Consider the following 15,897-nt stretch of genomic DNA (forward strand, 5'->3'; position numbering starts at 1 on the left):
CGATGCTCAGACCGCAACGACCCACAGACGCACATAGGCGTAGATGGCGCTGGCGAGCTTGACGGGGATCTTATAGATGCCCAGCTCGCGAATCGGAGCGTCGATCTCGATCTGCTTGTGATCGACCGTGATGCCCTGCTGTGCGAGGACGTCGGCGATGTCACGCGCGGTGACCGAACCGTAGAGACGGTCGTCTTCGGCGATGCGCGAGGGAACCGAGATCGAAACGCCGTCGATGTCTCCGACGATCTTGCGCGCTTCTTCGCGCTCTTTCTCACGACGCGCTTCGACGACAGCGAGGCGGTGGTTGATTTCGTTTTTGCGGGCGGCGCTTGCAAGCTCAGCCATCGCGTTCGGAATCAGGTAGTTGCGGCCGTAACCGGCGGCGACTTCAACGATCTCACCCATCTCACCGAGATTGGCTACGTCTTCAAGTAGGATAACTTCCATTGATTTACTCCTCTTCACCTTGATAGGGAAGGACTTCGACCTCTTCTTCCTCAGGACGCGCCAGGCGCTCTTCCGGAATCAGATTCTCGTCGACCTTGATGGTCATATATTTGAGGACACCGTCCATCAAACGCAGGTTACGCTCAACCTCAGCCACGGTATCGTTCGGGCTGATATAACGGTAGTAGTGGTAGACACCACGACCGAAGCGCTTGCCTGCGCCTTTGTCACGAATCTCGTAACCCAGGTCACGCTGGCCCCAATCGTCAAATTTCAGGATATGTCCTTCCTGACCCTCTACGATTCCTTCGACACGATCACGCACACCGGCGCGAAACTCATCGTCGGTATCCGGGCGAAGGATATAAATTGTTTCGTACTCTCTCTGTCTTGCAACTGGCATTGAAACCTCTCGGAATGAACTGCCCCGCCGCGAAATGGCGGAGCGAGGTGTTTGTGGACGGTGGCTTTTAACGGATGCTCGCTCAAAACGCAATCATGGTTTGCGATATATTTGCTCACATCAAAAATAGCGCGCGCATCTCCTAGTTTACCCGCTAGTTTACCCGCGCAATCACGCCCGAACCGAGGCGACGCCGCCCGAATTATGGGCAGCTTGGATCCAGAGCGCTGCCCGGCGCCGAGTATCTTATCAACTCTTTAACACATATTTTCGCTCGACCGCCTTGAAAAATAGGTTGTCGATAACGTACTATCGAGGCCATCCTAAATTTGTACGTGCGCGGTCCAGCTTAGAAGTCCCATCGTATGCGGGGCACGGGGAGTTCTAATATTTTTCGATCTGACTTGGGAAAAGTCTATGAATCGTGGATTGGACCTTATCGGACGCCAGATCGGCGTGTACCGCATCGAAGAGCTCATCGGGGCGGGCGGGTATTCGCGCGTGTACCGCGCGCTTGATAAAACCGTCGGGCGGATGGCCGCCATTAAGATCTTGCTGCCCAGCACCGGCGAAGACGGCTACTCGGAGCGGGTGATTCAGCGCTTCGAGCGCGAGGCGCGCATCGTCGCCAACCTGCGCGACCCTCACTCGGTGCTGCTCTACGAATACGGCCAGACCGACGACGGCCTCCTCTATATGATCTTCGAGTATATCGAAGGGCATACCCTCGAGGAGATGCGCCGCCAGCAATTCGCCCTGCCCGCCCTTCGCGTCATAAAGATCCTCGAGCAAATCCTATTAAGCCTGGAGGAAGCCCACGCGCTCGGGCTGATCCACCGCGATATTAAGCCCGCAAATATTATGGTCTTCGAGCATATCGGGCGCACCGACCAGGTAAAGGTGCTCGACTTCGGCGTCGGCAAGGCCTTCGGCACCCATCCCGAGGCATCGAACCTCACCCAAACCGGAATGCTCATCGGCACCCCGCGATATATGGCCCCGGAGCAATGGTCGACCGAGGGCGTAATCTCACCCCAAACCGACATCTATAGCCTGGGACTCGTCACCTACGAATTGATCACCGGGGTGCGCGCGATCACCGCCGTCGACCCGGTCCACATCATGACGGCACACCTGAATAGCGAGCCCATCGCCCTGCCATCGGATCTGGACATCCCCTCAGGGCTTCGTCATATCGTCAACACCATGCTCCACAAGGAGCGCGGCGCGCGCTACCGAACCGTGACCCAGATTCTGGCCGATCTTCTTCGCCTCAAACCGGTCGCCGCCGAATCAAGCACGATGTTGCTGAGTAAAGCGAAGTTGCGCGGGGACGTGGTCGAGCCGACGCTCGATCCAGCAGCGGACGCGCAACTTGTCGACGCGCCCAAAACGGAAACAGCCTCGACCAGAGAACCCGCCCCGATCGAAGCTCGGCCCGCCCACCGCGAGAGTGACACCGAGGCGATCGCGGTGCCCAAGCGCCGGTGCGCCAAGACCATACGTATCGAACCAGAAGCCCAGCGCACACTAACCTCGGCACGCCCACAGCTTCCCGAAGAAATGCGGCCGCCCGAGACTCCGACCCAACCGAAGCCCCCTAAGACCAAGACGCCCTCGGCTAGAGCCGCAGCGCGCGGAGCGCTGAAACCGGAGTCACCCAAATCCCCCCGACGAAAGCTTATCTACCTGGCCCTGGGACTGGCGGTCACAACCAGCGCGATCGCCTGCATCTTAGCGCTCATCGTGACCCTATCCGCAAAAGACGCCGGACCGGGCGCCGCCCCCACGCCCACCGACCCGGCCTCCGCGGGGTCGACACCCGAGAAGTTGGCCACGTCGGGCGAGGAGCAAGAGAAACCGACTCGCCCTGCGCTCGCTCCGAAGGTGGTGCATGACGATGGCGCCCCGGCCCCCACGCCCCCGGTCGCCCCTGCCGGTTCAGCACCAAAGCCGCCAGCGACGCCACCGAGCTTTGCCCCAGCACACCTGGAACAGCCTACACTTACGTCAGCGACACCGCCGGCGCCGCAACCAGCGCCCGAGACGGAGACGGAGACGAAAACGAGCGAGAACCGCCCACTCACCAAATCAACGCCGAGGGCTGAGCCGGAGTCGACGCAAAGAAAGGAGCGCGCCAAACAACCCAAACGCGCCAAGAAGAAGACGCCCAAAGAACCGAAATTACAAATATGGGGGATCGAATGATGCGGATATCGCAACTAAGAATAGCGATCGTCGCGACGATACTATTGCTGGCATCGAGCCATCCAGCCCTCGCCGGAGGCCCATCCACACCCGATGACCCGGCGAAGATCGTCGCCGCGCAGAAACACTTCGACGAAGGGGTCGCGGCCTATCAAAGAGAAGCCTATGACGTGGCGCTGGAGGAATTTCGACAGGCCTATGATCAGGTGCCGGCCGCGGTCTTTCTCTACAATGCCGCGCGCATGGCCGAGAAACTGGAGCGCCTGGACGAATCACTCAAACTCGCCGAGCTCGCCCACTTCCAAATCGAGCGCCCCCTGCCACCGCCGCTGGTCGAGAAAACAAACGAGCTCATCGAACGCCTCAACCACTCACTTGCGAAGGCGGATGCAAAGCGGAAGAAAAATATCGCCATGAAATACACCCCTAAACCCATGGCGCAAGCGCCAACTCCGGCAGCGTCCGCCGCCGACACGGAGCGTGCCGGGCACGCCAGCGGGTGGTCGGCGCTAGGTTACTCCGGCGCGGGGATCGCGGTGGTGGGCATCGGCCTCATCGGCGCTGCGACCTATCTGGGCGCCGACGCGAGCGCGCAGCTCGACGAGCTGGCCACCGTCACCAGCGCCACCGACTACAACGAGCGGCGCGCCAATATCGAATCGCAACAATCAATGGGACAGGGATTTTTATATTCGGGGATCGCGACGGTCGCCCTCGGCGGCGCGTTCATCGCCTGGGACTTAATGAGCCCGACCGAGCGCCCATCGCGGGAGCCGAGCACGTCGGGAAACGTGTCGATCAGCGGGGTGTCTGCGAGCATCTCGGCCGACTCAACGTCGGCCGGCATCATGCTGCGCGGGGTCTATTAAAGCACCTTCAGTGAAATCGATTCTGCGCAGCCTGAAGGCCTTCGGCCAGGAAGAGCTCCGTGGCATCGCAGGCCCGCTCGATGAGGTCATCCACATCGGGGGCCTCAGCGCCGGTAAAACGACCCAGCACGAAGTCGGAAACATCACCGTGCTCCGGGCGTCCGATACCGAGGCGCACACGCTTAAAATCGCGGGTAGACATACGCGATGCAATATCACGCAACCCATTATGGCCGCCGTGGCCGCCCCCGTCTTTTAAGCGCAATTTGCCCAGATCCAGATCGATTTCGTCGTGCAAAACCAAAATATTCTCGGGCGACACCTTATAAAAGCGTGCCACACCGAGAACAGATCCTCCGGAGCGGTTCATATAGGTCTGGGGCTCGAGCAGCACGACGTCTTGGTCGGCTACTCGGCCCATCCCATAAATACCGTCAAACTTCTGAGTCGATAATCCTATCGCGTAGCGATCGGCCAGACGCTCCAGGGCCATGAACCCGATATTATGTCGAGTTCGTGCGTATTTGGCACCTGGATTACCCAATCCAACGATAAGATAGCGACTCATAATAAGGCCTACAAAGGGTCAAACGCGGAATCAGGCTTCTGCGCCTTCTGCTGCCCCCTCTGCTGCGCCTTCAGCTGCCTCGTCCTCATCCTCATCGACATCATCGAGACCGACGACGTTCTGACGCGGCATCATGACGCGAGCAACCGCGAAGTCGGTGACGTAGACCGGCTCGACGCCTTCGCCGAACTCGAGGTCGCTGGCCATACGAACATCGTTGGGTCCCATCGGGCTCACGTCGAGCTCGATCGCGACCGGGATGTTCAGCACGGAGCAACGGACTTTGATCTCAGGAGCGATCAAACGAAGTCGACCACCGGAGCGCTCGCCTTTCGCACGACCAGTCGTGACGATCGGAACCTTGACTTCGACAGGCTGTCCGTCCGGAACAACCAGGAAGTCGGCGTGCAGGAGAGCGCGCGACAGCGGCGCAACCTGGTAATCATGCAGAACCACGTTCTTGAAGGTAAGGCCTTCGCCTTCGACGTCGACCTGGAAAACGGTGTTGAGACCATGCGGTCCGTCAATCGCGTCGAGCAGCGTGGTGCGGTTGATCGAAAGGGTCATCGAATCGATACCAGGACCATAGCAGGCCACCGGAAGACGTCCAGCAGCGCGCAGACGACGTGAAGATCCTTTTCCACTTTCAGTGCGGCGCTCGGCGAGCAAAGTCGGGTGTGTTTGAGCTTCCATCAGCTTTCTCCATGTGCAGCCGGCGTTCGCGTCGACAATGCGATGCAAGCGAGCCGAAAATACAAATCAATCGATTGGAATGGCAGTCTTAAATGTTTAAGCCACGTTTCACATGCCAAGGCATGCTATTCCGCGGGTGCGAGTGGATAAATCATGCGCCCCTATAAGTAAAGAGCGAATTATCCCGTACTGACGACAAAGCATCGCCCCGGCCTCTTTTTATGTAGAGACCGGGGCGAGTACGTGAAACGATTGGTTGCCGTCGGGTATTCGGGTGCTAGGGATCGAACCTAGGATGACGGGATCAAAACCCGCTGCCTTGCCGCTTGGCTACACCCGATTAATAAGGGCCTTTAACCCTTCGTCGACGCTTGGCACAAAATGCTTTGTCCCAATCGACGCCGATGATGTAGCATGAGGTTTTCGATAATGTCAACACGTTTTTGTGTTTTTGCCCTCAAAAATTCGACCCGCAATTTTTTGCCCAACAATTTGCAAAAAACACTTGCACGCGGCCTAAAAGCTATGCTAATAGTCTCCGCCTTGATTGGGCGTATAGCTCAGCGGGAGAGCGCTTCCCTCACACGGAAGAAGTCCCTGGTTCGATCCCAGGTACGCCCACTATAGAGAACCCCGGAAGATTCCATATCTTCCGGGGTTTTTCTGTTTCCACCGCTCACGCCCCCGCGTCTCACAGCGCCCGCGCGAGGGTCTCGCGAATCGACCCTGCGTCGAGCACGCCGGCGGCGATCTCCGGGGCTACCGCCGCTAGCACGCGTGTCCAGCGTTCGGCCTCGCTCAGGGGCTCGCGCGCGTCGAGGATTCCCTGGGCTTCGAAATACTCCGCGAGCTCCAGGCGCTTCGCAGATTGAAAGCGCTTTATCTCGCCGGCGATCAGCCCCTCCAATAACTTGGTCGCGTCCCCACCGTAGTTTTCATTCAATTCAGCGACCGCGTCGATGAAATTGTCGCTGACCGCGCCCGAGTCTTCGAGATCCGCGCGGGTGACGCGCTTTCCACGGCCGACCGACCACGCCTCAAAATACGCGCCCAGTGCCTTGGCCCGTGCTTCGATCCGCGTATAGCTTGCCGCCGACACCCCGACCGCCGCTAGCGCCCCGCTTCGTTGTAGGTTTTTTAGCGCGCCCCACCGGACGATATCGGCGCGAAGCATCTGCTCAAGCTCACGCGGATCGCTGGTCAGGTACCACAAATGGGTATGACCAATGGGCGTCATCGGGTTGAGCGCCCCTCGAATGTTGAGCACATCTTTATATTGGGGGTGAGAAAGGCCCTCGGCGCTGGGAACCTCTATCTTTTCAAACGCGGGGGCGTTGGGCGCGCCATCGTCGCGGCCGGCCACAGGTTCGGCCCTAAAATCCGGCGCCCCGGTGATCGCGCCGAGATCGATAAACTCGCACGCCACGGCGCCCGCCGCGCCGACCTGGCGCCACTTCTCAACTTCGTCCTTCTGGGCGGTCAAATAGAAGATCTGGCGCCCATCGGCGGCGATCTGCACGAGGGCGTCGATGATCGCGCGGGCGCGGGCGTCGTCGCTATTTGCCAGGGTCTCGTCGAGGACCAGCGGCAATTTGGCGCCCCGCTCTAGCTGCTCAACGAACGCGACGCGCACCGCCAATAATAATTGTACGCGGGTGCCGCTGGAGAGCTCATCGAGGCTCTGCCCGACCTCATTGAGCATATCGAAGGCGCGAAACTGCGCGCCCTCACCCTCGTCGAGGTCCAGCCGGTAGCGCCCGTGGGTGATGCGGGCGAAGAGTTCGCGGGCGCGCCGAAATACCGCGGGGCGCGTGGCGTCGCGGGTCTCACGCTGCAAGAAGTCGGAGAGCACCGCGCCGGCGACGCTGCGGCTATTCGCGGCGAGATCTTCTGCCAACGCGTCGAGGGCCGCGTGATAGTCGGCGCGCCTTTGCTCAAGGGCGGTCGATTTTTTGGCGTCCTCGACGCGCGCCTCGATCCGCGCGATCTGGCTCATCACTGCGTCTCTTTGGGCCGCGGGGCCCGACAGCTCAACGATCTCCTGGGCCAGACGCCCGGGGCCGCCCTCGAGCAGGTCGGGTGCATAGCCGGGCTGGGCCTCCAGACGCGTGCGCACATTCCGAAGGCGCGCGTGGGCGGCGAGTGATTCCTCCCGAGCAGCTTCGTAATCAGCGCGCTGCGCGCAAAGTGCGTCGATCGCCCGCCCCATATCGGCATCATTGATATCGGGCGCGGCGCCGGATTCCGCGATCAGTTGAAGCCGCGCAAGCAGAACCTTCGATTCATCGAGCGCCTGCGATCGCCTCTCTCGCTGCTCAATCAACGCGTCCTGCATATTCTTGCGCTCGCGCAGATCTTGCCCCAATGCCCGCGCGCCCTTCTCAAGGGCGCGGGTCTGCGCCTGGGCGCTGGCAAGATCCGGTGCGTCCGCGACCTCAGCGGGCAAATAGGGGCGAATCGCTGCGTGGAAGTCTTCAAGATTCTGCTCAAATGATGCGCTCTTTTGCCCGAATACAGCCGCACTCGCGCTGGCCTGCATGCGCGCCCGCTGCCAGGCTTCGATATGCGAGATGAGCCAGGCCAATTCAGCTGCTTCGTCGCCAAAGCCTAAGATATATTGCCCGCCAAAATGCAGGTCTAGATTCAGCCCAACACGCGCGGCCAGCGCGTCGCGCTCCTGGTGAAGCGCGCGCTGCTTCTGCTCGGTGGCCTGAAATGCCTCCATCTCTTGGGACCAGCGCGACGCCTTCTCAACATCGTTGGTGGCGCTCGCGATGAGCTGCTCGATCTCATCGAGCCGCTGCTCGACCGCGTCTGGTCCCCAGGCTTCGGGGGCGGCAAGCCCCGAGCGCTCAAACGCGCGCCGGTGCGTCTCGCGTTGGCGCCGCTGCTCCAGGGCACCGCGATCTTGCGCGCGAAGTGAACTCAGCACCCGCGACGCCGCGCCGAAAAGCCCGCCAAATATGAGCGCCGCGACCAGCAAGACCGGCCACGCGGAGTGCCCGCCATACACCCAGACAATGCACGCGATCGCCGCCAGGATCGTCGCGATAAGCGACACGATGCGCCCGACCTGCGCCCACTTTCGCGCGTCCTGAGTCGCCGGCCCCTGGGAACCATCGCCCCGACCGCGCAGCCACGCCCGAAGTTGGCGCGCCGCGTCGCGCAGACTCTCGAGGCGCGCAGCGTCAGCCCCGTTCGCGCCGGTGAGGATCCCGCGCAGCTTCTTATACGCCCACACCTCCCCCGCCACGCGATCGAAGCGCCGGGCCAGGTCGCTAAACGCTCTCAGGTCTTCGGCTGAAATGGTGTCGAGCGAAGATGGCTCGACCGTCGCGCTGATTAGGCGCCACGCCTCGTCGGCCTTCGCCTGGGCCTCGATAACCTCGGCCTGGGCCGCCGCGCGCTCGCTCGCCACGCGCTCGATCTCGCGCAGATACCCGTCGAGCGTTGGCACGACGCTATCGAGGATCTTCGCCTCGACATCCGCCGCCTCAAGCGTCGGGCGCGACAACGGGCTCTTCGCGACCCGCTCACTCAACGCGTTATAGCGGCGCATCGTGCTATCTTCTGCCGCGTCCGCCTCGCGCACCCGCGCGCGCAGCGCGTCCAACCGTTCGGCCTCATCGCCGCGAACCTGCGCCATGGCCTCCGGAAACACCAACAGCCGCTCCCGGGCCGCCACGCTGAGCGCCTCGGCTTCGCCAAATTCGACCGCAACCCGAAGCAACGCGATACGCTGCTGGGCGGCGTCTGCGACCGCCAAGCGCCGCCGCAGCTCCGACAATCGCCCCGCCTCGCGACGAAGTTCGTCCTGGGCATCCTGTGCCTCGCCCAGTCGCGCGCGGACTTTCTCGACCTTTCGATTATTCGCCCGCTTCGAATACGAATAGCCGAGCGCGCTCGCCGCCGCCGCGACATCATAGCCCCCGGCCGATTCGCGGGCGATAAACGCCGCAAAGCCCTCGTCTTTTCCGTCGAGCAGATCCCGAAGCCCCAGATAATAACGATCGCGCGACTCCTGCGGCGCCAGCCCGGGCCCGTGGCCCCGATCCCGGCCATTTAGCTGGTAGCGAACCCGCCCGGCGTCAAAGTCCACGCGCCAATCAGCACCCGCGAGCCGAAATTGCCCGGCAACCTCGGCGCGCCCGAGCGTAGGATCCTGGGGCCACAGGAGCGTCATAATCGCCTGGGCGAGCGTGGTCTTCCCGGCCGCGTTGGGCCCGTAGATGATATTGATGCCCGCGCATAACCCGTTGATCTCAAAGCGAGAAGAGCGAAACGACCGCGCGCGATAGATCGCGATCTTCTCGAATACAAGGCCGGGCGCATGCTCCGACTGCCCCGGGATGCGGGTCCCCAATGCCTCGGTCATTTGCGCCCCCCTTTGCCCACCGATGGATGCGCGTCGGCGCCATATTTTTGGGATAAAAGCTCCTCCAACAGGCGCACGCCTTCCACCTGCACGAGGCGATGCGCGGCGGCGTCGTCAACCTCAGCGCTCGCGATTTGCTCCGAGAGCAACGGGCCAAACGCGTTGGCGCGATGCACCTGCGAGATTTCGTGACGCAGTTTCGCAAAGAGCGGCTGGAATTGCGCGCTCACCTCGCCCGCCTCAAGCTCAACCAACAGGCGCGCGAGCAGCGCGGGCGGGTCATTGCCGCGCGCGATCTCCCGAAGGTCAAGGGCGGGACGCGTGTGAATTTCGATCTTTTCGACCCGCGCCATGATATCGTCGACGGGCAACTCGAAGTCCTCGACCACCCGCGCGCAAAGCCGCTCGATCTCGGCCCGATAGGGGGTACTCCCCACCAATTTAAGCCGGATCATCGCGCGCTCGGGCAAATACCCGGAGCCCGCGGACGCCCTCGCCTCCCGAATCCATCCGTGCAATTCGCCACGAATCGCGTCCATCATCAACTTCTCAAAATCATCCACGCCCTGCATTGGGCCCAGGTCGACCTCGACGCCGGCATAGCGCACCGACGCCAACGCGACCTGATAGGCACGCGCGGGGCGATCGGGCGAGACCTCGACGATCCACGGGCCATGCACGCCGGGCTCTCCCGGGTCCAGTGGCTGCGGTGAGCCGGGATATAGCACAAGACTTCCGCCGCTCGTCCGGGTTTCGGTCGGTCGATGAATATGCCCCAGGAGCCAGGCCGAAAACCCGTAAGCCCCCAACTCGCTGCTCATCACCGGCGCGTAGCGACTCGCCCGCTGGTCGAGATCGGCGTGAAGAATCCCAATCGTTGGCGTCCCAACGGACGCCAGGCCGGCAAACCCCTCCAGCGGAGACTGTGGATAATGCTGACGCGGAAAGGACCAGCCCACCAGGCGCAAGATGGGTTTTCCGTCACGCTCAAAAACCCGCGACTCCCAACTTCCCCCTCGCCCCAAAAGATAAAACATCCCGGAGTCGACCGCATCGGCGACTCGCGGAAGCACGTCGAAGTCATGGTTTCCAGAAACCGCGAAGGTCGGAATTCCGGCCTGGCCAAGGCGCCGAAGCCCTTGCTCAAGCGGGCCGATCGCCTCGAAAAATCGATTCTCCCGATCCACGACATCGCCGGTGAGCACGACCAGGTCGACCGCCTCGTCGATCGCGCACTCCACGGTACGCGCCCAGATATGCGCCACCGATAAGTTCGACGGGTTCCCATCAACACGGCTGGGATACCGGCCAAGATGCAGGTCTCCAGCGCATAGAATTTTGACGAGACCCTCGGGCATACACAACTCCAGCTACAGCGCACCTGATTGACGCGGCGATTCTATGGGCTGCGTCGCTTATTTCAAAGCAGGCAATCGACGCAGCGAGGACGCGAGCGCCCCCAAAGCCACCCCATACGATCACTCCGGCGGCGCGACGTCGCTCCACAACAAAAAGCTCGCCGGCGGATTCCTCCGCCGGCGAGCATGAATGATGTCCTCTTTGCCGACTAAACGGCGACAGCCCCTCGTGATTAGAGCTTATAATTATAGCCAACGAGGAAGCTAAATCCGGTGTTCATCACCTCAAGACCGCCGTCCATATCAGACGCTTTATTGCTCTGGGTAAGCGAGCGGTCATAACGCAGGTCCAAGCTCAGCGCCCCGGGACCGGTGGCGAAGTCAACGCCCACGCCGGCAGCCACGCCGATATCGAGCCTTTCGACATCCTCCGCGTCGATATCCTTGGTGTCATCGCCGGCCTTGGTGCTCCCCGACAGGAAATAGCCAAACGTCGGGCCGACCAGCACCTTGGGCGTCACGGAGCCGCCCACCGGCAGCGCGAGGCGCGCGAGGACCGGGACCTGCAAATAGTTCGTGGTCGCCGTCGACTCGATATTGAACGGACCGGCCTCCGCCTTAAGCGTGGCGCCGTATTGCTTGAAAAGAATCTCGGGCTGAATGCCCAGGAAGGGGTTAAACTCGACCACCGCGCGCAGACCGCCACCGAAGCCCAGCGTGGACTCGGTATGGTCAGCGAACTCATCAGCGACGTCGCTATCGTCGGCAGAATACGCATGGGAGCTATAATTTAGCATCCCCACCACGCCGATCTGAGCGCCCCCGGAATTTGAGCGACTGGAGGTGACATCCTGAGCAAAGGCGTTGGCGCCAGCAAGCGTAATCAGCGAAGCGGCAAGACACATCGTAACTTTACGCATTTTACAAATCCCTCTTATAAAAACAGCTGAATACAAAAACAGAACTCGTTGGACACCCAAAACGCCGGTGCCTCACGCTTAGCAACAATCTTTCGCGCGGTTTATTCGATTATTTTACAAATAATTCGGATACCATCCAGGCGCCGCGCTCGTCGGCGCCGGACTTTTGGTGAAAAAAGAGGCGGCAATTCGGCACAAAAAAGCCCGCCCCGCGCATCATGCGCGGGGCGGGCTTTTTTGCGTCGCGGTCAAGACCTTAACGCGTGGCGCGTGACGCGTGACGCGCCGGGATGATTAGAAGGTCACTTCAATCGTCCACTCGTTAAGCGTACCAGCGTCGTATTTCGACTCGTCCCACATATAAAGTTCGTAGGTTCCCTGAGCCTCAAGGCCCTGGAACTCCTCGACGACATAGGTGCGTTTCTCGAAGGCGCCGGAGGTGTTGCTCGCCTCCTCAAGGATGACGATATCGCTACCGTTGGGGTGGACGAGCATCAGGTCCAGGTCGCCCTGGTAGGCGTGCGTGATGTCGACCGTCACGGTGAACTCGGAGATGGCGCCGAAGTCTTCGACGTCGATGGTGCTGACGGCGCCGTTGGAGTCGTTGTCCGGAATCTCGAGCGCTTCGGAGTTCGTGTAGGTCTTGGTGTTGCTGTCTTCCTGACACGCTGCGCTCTCGGCGCACACGTCGTCCTCGCAGTCTGCGAAGCCGTTGCCGTCATTGTCGATGCCGTCGCCGCAAATCTCGACCTTCGGCTCGATTTCGGGCAGGTCGGCGACGCGACCGGAGCCGTATTCGGCGACATATTTCTGCGAGATATAGCCGTAGCCGTCTCCGTTGGGGTTCTCGCTGCCGAAGCTGCCGGTGCCCCAGCTATTCTTGAAGATGAAGAAGCCCTTCTCCACCATCGGCTCGCCGTTCTCGTCGAGCATCACTTTGCCGTCTTTGTCGAGACGCTCGACTTCGAGGGTGTCGTCCCAACCGACCAGAAGGATCGAGTGACCCGCGCGGTTCTTGAGGCTCTCGCGGCGGTCATCTTCGTTCGGATACAGCACATACCCTTTGCGCGAGTAGCCGCTGTTGACCTTGAGCGGCGACGCGCCGTGGTTCCACGACTGATAGAAGAAATCCAGCCCGACGATGACCGCCTGGCCCTTCTGGGTCATGAACGCTTTGATATCGTCGGTGCGCGTGGACAGCCAGCGACCGGTCGGAAGCGTGAACTTCTCGGCTTCTGCGGCCTCGGCCGGCGGCTCACCGTTGGTGTAGCAACGCGTGGGGCGCTTGTCCCCGGTGCACTCGGGGTCATTGCTGGTCGACCAGGCGCGCGACTCATAGGGCCACACATCCTCTTCGACCACGCCGAATCGGCTGATCGCCTCAAGGTTTTTGGCGCCGGTGGAGCCTTCCGTATTCCGGAACGATCCGACCTCGAATTTCGCCGACCACTGCAGATATTGCTCCGAGAAGTCCGGCGTCAGATAGGTGCCCTCTTTAATATAGAGATGCTCCATCAGGCCGATGGTCGAGAAGACCGAGCAAACGCCACGGCCGCCCTGGTTTTGCACCGGCGACTGCAGGACCACCAGATCTTCAAATTTCGGCGGATAGACCGCGTCCGCCTTTCCCTCGGTGGGCAGCTCGCTATTGTCCGGCGCGCCTTGCAGCAGCGTGTCGCGCGGGGTCAGCGGCGGGGCAATGATCCCTTCCTGGTCGACGACATTGTTGTCGACCGAATCGTCGGCGCAGGCACCCAGCGACAGAGCGAGCGCCAAGCCAAGGAAATAAAAACGGTTATTGAAGTTCATGGGTTCTCCCTAAATGGGCTATATTAAACTAAAAAGTAGGTCTCACATAATACAATAGCCGGCCCCGATACACCGATCAATTCGGTATATGCGAAACAGACGTATGCGCTACAGAGTCGGCTATTTAGCTATCTTTGAACTTTCTGTCAAACCCGCTTTGAAATCCTGCGCGCGGGTCCATAAAAGGTATCCGACACCCCGATCTACCACACCTGTGGGCGGGTCCTGGCGCCCGAGTTGCCCACTAATTTTTCGCGCGGCTTGCCGCGGCGCCCAAATTCCATCAGACTCAGTCTATAAATTACACGCAATTCGTTTGTATGCGGGATCACAAAACCGACGAGCCCACCTGCGCGCGAGGGGACTTAACGATGCCAAAAAAGACGACGCCTCACTCTCAAAAGAGCAGCATCTTACGCCCGGAAGACCAGCAATCCGGGCTCGCTCCCCCCGATGACTTTCTGCTCAACCCGCATCCGGACCCCACCGTTCAACTCTTTTTGGATGACCTTGAGCCCTACGAAGACCCGACCCGATCCGTGCCCCAGCAGCGCCTTTTAAATACGGCCTATGAAGACGCGCATGATCACGACGACACCACTCAGAGCTTTGCGATTCCCCCCGAGCGCCTTGAGTCACTGGCCAGCAACCCGAAGATATCCTCCCCAGGCCGGCACGCAGAGGGCTCGAACCAGGTCGAGGTCTACGACCCGTTTATGACCCGCGAGACACCCGCGCCGGCGACGCCCCAGCACCGCCAGGGCCACGGCAAGCCGCGGGGTACCGTGAAACAGCGAAGCACCATAAAGATGGGCCCGGTGGGCGTGCGCCCCCGCGCCGCGGCATACACCTCGCTGGAGTCCGACCAAACAGCAGCGCGCTTCGCCCCGGCCCAATTGCGCGATATCGATGAGGACGGCTTCCACCTCTTTGTTCTTCGCCCGGACGCGCAGGGACGCGTAGTGCTCCCGCGCAGCTTCTTCGGCGCGCAGGGGGACCCCCAGGGCGCGATGCTCCTGGTCAAAGCCAAAGTACTTCGCTCCGACTAATTCACGCCGTTTATGCTTTGAAATCTATCGGGCATCCGGCTATCGTCGCGCCGTCAGGTGCGCGATTATTTGGCCCGTCGGGGCGCCGCGTGAAACCCTCTCCCCCAAACTCCCCATCTCAGGCACTCAATGAGCACGCACGACAAGGGCTCGCCCGACTCCAGCGCGACGCTGGTCTTATGGCTGGTCTGGGCCTCGATGCTTTTTAGCTTGATGGTCATGGCATCGGTCCCCCTTATTATACCGCCGCCCCCGGGCTTCGTCCCCTTCAGCATCGCCGCGGGCACCGTCCCGCCGATCGTGGTCATCCTGGCCGTGGCGAGCGCAATGCTCATCGCAGTGCTTCGCAACGCGCGCAAAAAGCGCTACTTTGACCAGGCCGCGAGCTACGCGAGCGCCGAGGAAAAAGACAACGCCTATTTCACGATGGCGTTGACCACCTGGGTCATTTGCGAATTGGTGGGTGTCTTCGGGCTCGTAATAGGCTATCTCACCTTCGAGGCGCTCTTGGCTCTGCCATTTTTGCTCGTCGCCGCAACGCTATTGGGCATCTATCGCCCGAAATCGCCCGCGGCCGACGCAAACTCTTCGAAAGAGCCCCTCGACTGACAAAGCAGACGACTCTATCGCATCCCCCCGCGCGCGCTGGCGACTCAATCCATGTTGCCTTTGCCTTTGCCTCCGGTGTACGAATAGCTCATGAGTAGCGAAGCCCCCCAAAACCATCGCAATTCCAACCTCTACGTCCTCCTGCTTATCGCGATCACGATCGGCGGGACTGGCTTCTGGTTCTTTCTGAATCGCTGGGCCGCGGAACCGGTTGGACCGACCATCGCCAAAGAATTCGCCGAAGATTTCGAGAAAGAGTGCTTCCTCGAACTCCAAGAAGAGCGCGAATGCCGCAAGCTCATCGGCCTGAACCATAGCGAGTGTCTCTTCGCCAACGTCGAGCGCGTCACCCCCGGCAGCGGCGACCAGGGCGGCGATATCAAGCACGACCGCGAGGGCTATATGACCTGCATGCGCGAGAAGACCGGCGTTCGGCACTAGAGCATTCGGCCGGACCCGCTCCGCCGAAGCCTCCCGGCGAGCGCGCTGACCTCAGATGACGCGCGCCGCAACCGACACTATTGTCCCCCACACCCCGCTCAATTACGATAGCACCACCCGATTGAGCGAAACGACACGCCCACAA

Annotated in this window: 13 protein-coding genes and 2 tRNA genes; 6 read left to right on the forward strand and 9 right to left on the reverse strand. The window is 61.1% G+C overall.

Going from position 1 to position 15,897, the window contains the following annotated elements:
- Positions 1-6 precede the first annotated feature (6 nt).
- Both rplI and rpsF read right to left on the reverse strand, forming a co-directional pair.
- Positions 7-450, reverse strand: coding sequence for a 50S ribosomal protein L9 (rplI, locus tag DN745_RS11445; RefSeq protein WP_111334974.1), 444 nt, complete (start codon positions 448-450; stop codon positions 7-9).
- Between the two features lie 4 nt (positions 451-454).
- On the reverse strand, positions 455-853 hold the full coding sequence (gene rpsF / locus DN745_RS11450) for a 30S ribosomal protein S6 (RefSeq protein ID WP_111334976.1): 399 nt from the start codon (positions 851-853) through the stop codon (positions 455-457).
- Between the two features lie 417 nt (positions 854-1,270).
- Here rpsF and DN745_RS11455 point away from each other — a divergent pair, with 417 nt between their 5' ends.
- A complete protein-coding gene (locus DN745_RS11455) occupies positions 1,271-3,061 on the forward strand; it encodes a serine/threonine-protein kinase (RefSeq protein ID WP_111334978.1) in 1,791 nt (596 codons plus the stop codon).
- Positions 3,058-3,930, forward strand: a complete 873-nt coding sequence (locus DN745_RS11460) for a hypothetical protein (protein ID WP_133622163.1) — start codon at positions 3,058-3,060, stop codon at positions 3,928-3,930. Before DN745_RS11455 ends, DN745_RS11460 begins: the two co-directional genes overlap by 4 nt.
- Positions 3,931-3,937: 7 nt before the next feature.
- On the opposite strand, the gene pth is transcribed toward DN745_RS11460, so the two are convergent.
- The 3 genes from pth to DN745_RS11475 form a co-directional block, all read right to left on the reverse strand.
- The gene (gene pth / locus DN745_RS11465) at positions 3,938-4,501 is read right to left on the reverse strand and encodes an aminoacyl-tRNA hydrolase (RefSeq protein ID WP_420836587.1); all 564 of its coding nucleotides are present in this window, start codon (positions 4,499-4,501) and stop codon (positions 3,938-3,940) included.
- Between the two features lie 27 nt (positions 4,502-4,528).
- Positions 4,529-5,191 carry a 50S ribosomal protein L25 gene (locus DN745_RS11470; RefSeq protein ID WP_111334984.1) on the reverse strand — a complete coding sequence of 221 codons (663 nt, stop codon included), beginning with the start codon at positions 5,189-5,191 and terminating at the stop codon, positions 4,529-4,531.
- 269 nt (positions 5,192-5,460) lie between these two features.
- Positions 5,461-5,531 (reverse strand) — tRNA-Gln (locus DN745_RS11475).
- A gap of 209 nt (positions 5,532-5,740) precedes the next feature.
- Here DN745_RS11475 and DN745_RS11480 point away from each other — a divergent pair.
- A tRNA-Val gene (locus DN745_RS11480) sits at positions 5,741-5,812 on the forward strand.
- Positions 5,813-5,882: 70 nt separating this feature from the next.
- On the opposite strand, the gene DN745_RS11485 is transcribed toward DN745_RS11480, so the two are convergent.
- The 4 genes from DN745_RS11485 to DN745_RS11500 form a co-directional block, all read right to left on the reverse strand.
- The gene (locus DN745_RS11485; protein WP_111334986.1) at positions 5,883-9,566 is read right to left on the reverse strand and encodes an ATP-binding protein; all 3,684 of its coding nucleotides are present in this window, start codon (positions 9,564-9,566) and stop codon (positions 5,883-5,885) included.
- Complete coding sequence (locus DN745_RS11490; RefSeq protein ID WP_111334988.1) at positions 9,563-10,924, reverse strand: metallophosphoesterase family protein; 1,362 nt, start codon at positions 10,922-10,924, stop codon at positions 9,563-9,565. Before DN745_RS11490 ends, DN745_RS11485 begins: the two co-directional genes overlap by 4 nt.
- Before the next feature lie 233 nt (positions 10,925-11,157).
- Entirely contained in the window at positions 11,158-11,844 is a 687-nt protein-coding gene (locus DN745_RS11495; protein WP_111334990.1) for a porin family protein, read from the reverse strand.
- Positions 11,845-12,138: 294 nt separating this feature from the next.
- On the reverse strand, positions 12,139-13,653 hold the full coding sequence (locus DN745_RS11500) for a C1 family peptidase (protein WP_111334992.1): 1,515 nt from the start codon (positions 13,651-13,653) through the stop codon (positions 12,139-12,141).
- Positions 13,654-14,024: 371 nt separating this feature from the next.
- Between DN745_RS11500 and DN745_RS11505 the strand changes: the two genes are divergently transcribed.
- The 3 genes from DN745_RS11505 (at position 14,025) to DN745_RS11515 (ending at position 15,752) form a co-directional block, all read left to right on the forward strand.
- Positions 14,025-14,702, forward strand: a complete 678-nt coding sequence (locus tag DN745_RS11505) for a hypothetical protein (RefSeq protein WP_111334994.1) — start codon at positions 14,025-14,027, stop codon at positions 14,700-14,702.
- A 129-nt stretch (positions 14,703-14,831) separates the two neighbouring features.
- Entirely contained in the window at positions 14,832-15,311 is a 480-nt protein-coding gene (locus tag DN745_RS11510) for a hypothetical protein (protein WP_111334996.1), read from the forward strand.
- Between the two features lie 90 nt (positions 15,312-15,401).
- A complete protein-coding gene (locus DN745_RS11515) occupies positions 15,402-15,752 on the forward strand; it encodes a hypothetical protein (protein ID WP_111334998.1) in 351 nt (116 codons plus the stop codon).
- The last annotated feature ends 145 nt before the right edge of the window (positions 15,753-15,897 follow it).

The organism is Bradymonas sediminis (assembly GCF_003258315.1).
GTDB lineage: Bacteria > Myxococcota_A > Bradymonadia > Bradymonadales > Bradymonadaceae > Bradymonas > Bradymonas sediminis.

Excerpts from the sequence above, each read along its gene's own strand:
- rplI (WP_111334974.1), bottom strand. The coding sequence starts at position 450 with ATGGAAGTTATCCTACTTGAAGACGTAGCCAATCTCGGTGAGATGGGT.
- rpsF (WP_111334976.1), bottom strand. The coding sequence starts at position 853 with ATGCCAGTTGCAAGACAGAGAGAGTACGAAACAATTTATATCCTTCGC.
- DN745_RS11455 (WP_111334978.1), top strand. The coding sequence starts at position 1,271 with ATGAATCGTGGATTGGACCTTATCGGACGCCAGATCGGCGTGTACCGC.
- DN745_RS11460 (WP_133622163.1), top strand. The coding sequence starts at position 3,058 with ATGATGCGGATATCGCAACTAAGAATAGCGATCGTCGCGACGATACTA.
- DN745_RS11470 (WP_111334984.1), bottom strand. The coding sequence starts at position 5,191 with ATGGAAGCTCAAACACACCCGACTTTGCTCGCCGAGCGCCGCACTGAA.
- DN745_RS11485 (WP_111334986.1), bottom strand. The coding sequence starts at position 9,566 with ATGACCGAGGCATTGGGGACCCGCATCCCGGGGCAGTCGGAGCATGCG.
- DN745_RS11490 (WP_111334988.1), bottom strand. The coding sequence starts at position 10,924 with ATGCCCGAGGGTCTCGTCAAAATTCTATGCGCTGGAGACCTGCATCTT.
- DN745_RS11495 (WP_111334990.1), bottom strand. The coding sequence starts at position 11,844 with ATGCGTAAAGTTACGATGTGTCTTGCCGCTTCGCTGATTACGCTTGCT.
- DN745_RS11500 (WP_111334992.1), bottom strand. The coding sequence starts at position 13,653 with ATGAACTTCAATAACCGTTTTTATTTCCTTGGCTTGGCGCTCGCTCTG.
- DN745_RS11505 (WP_111334994.1), top strand. The coding sequence starts at position 14,025 with ATGCCAAAAAAGACGACGCCTCACTCTCAAAAGAGCAGCATCTTACGC.
- DN745_RS11510 (WP_111334996.1), top strand. The coding sequence starts at position 14,832 with ATGAGCACGCACGACAAGGGCTCGCCCGACTCCAGCGCGACGCTGGTC.
- DN745_RS11515 (WP_111334998.1), top strand. The coding sequence starts at position 15,402 with ATGAGTAGCGAAGCCCCCCAAAACCATCGCAATTCCAACCTCTACGTC.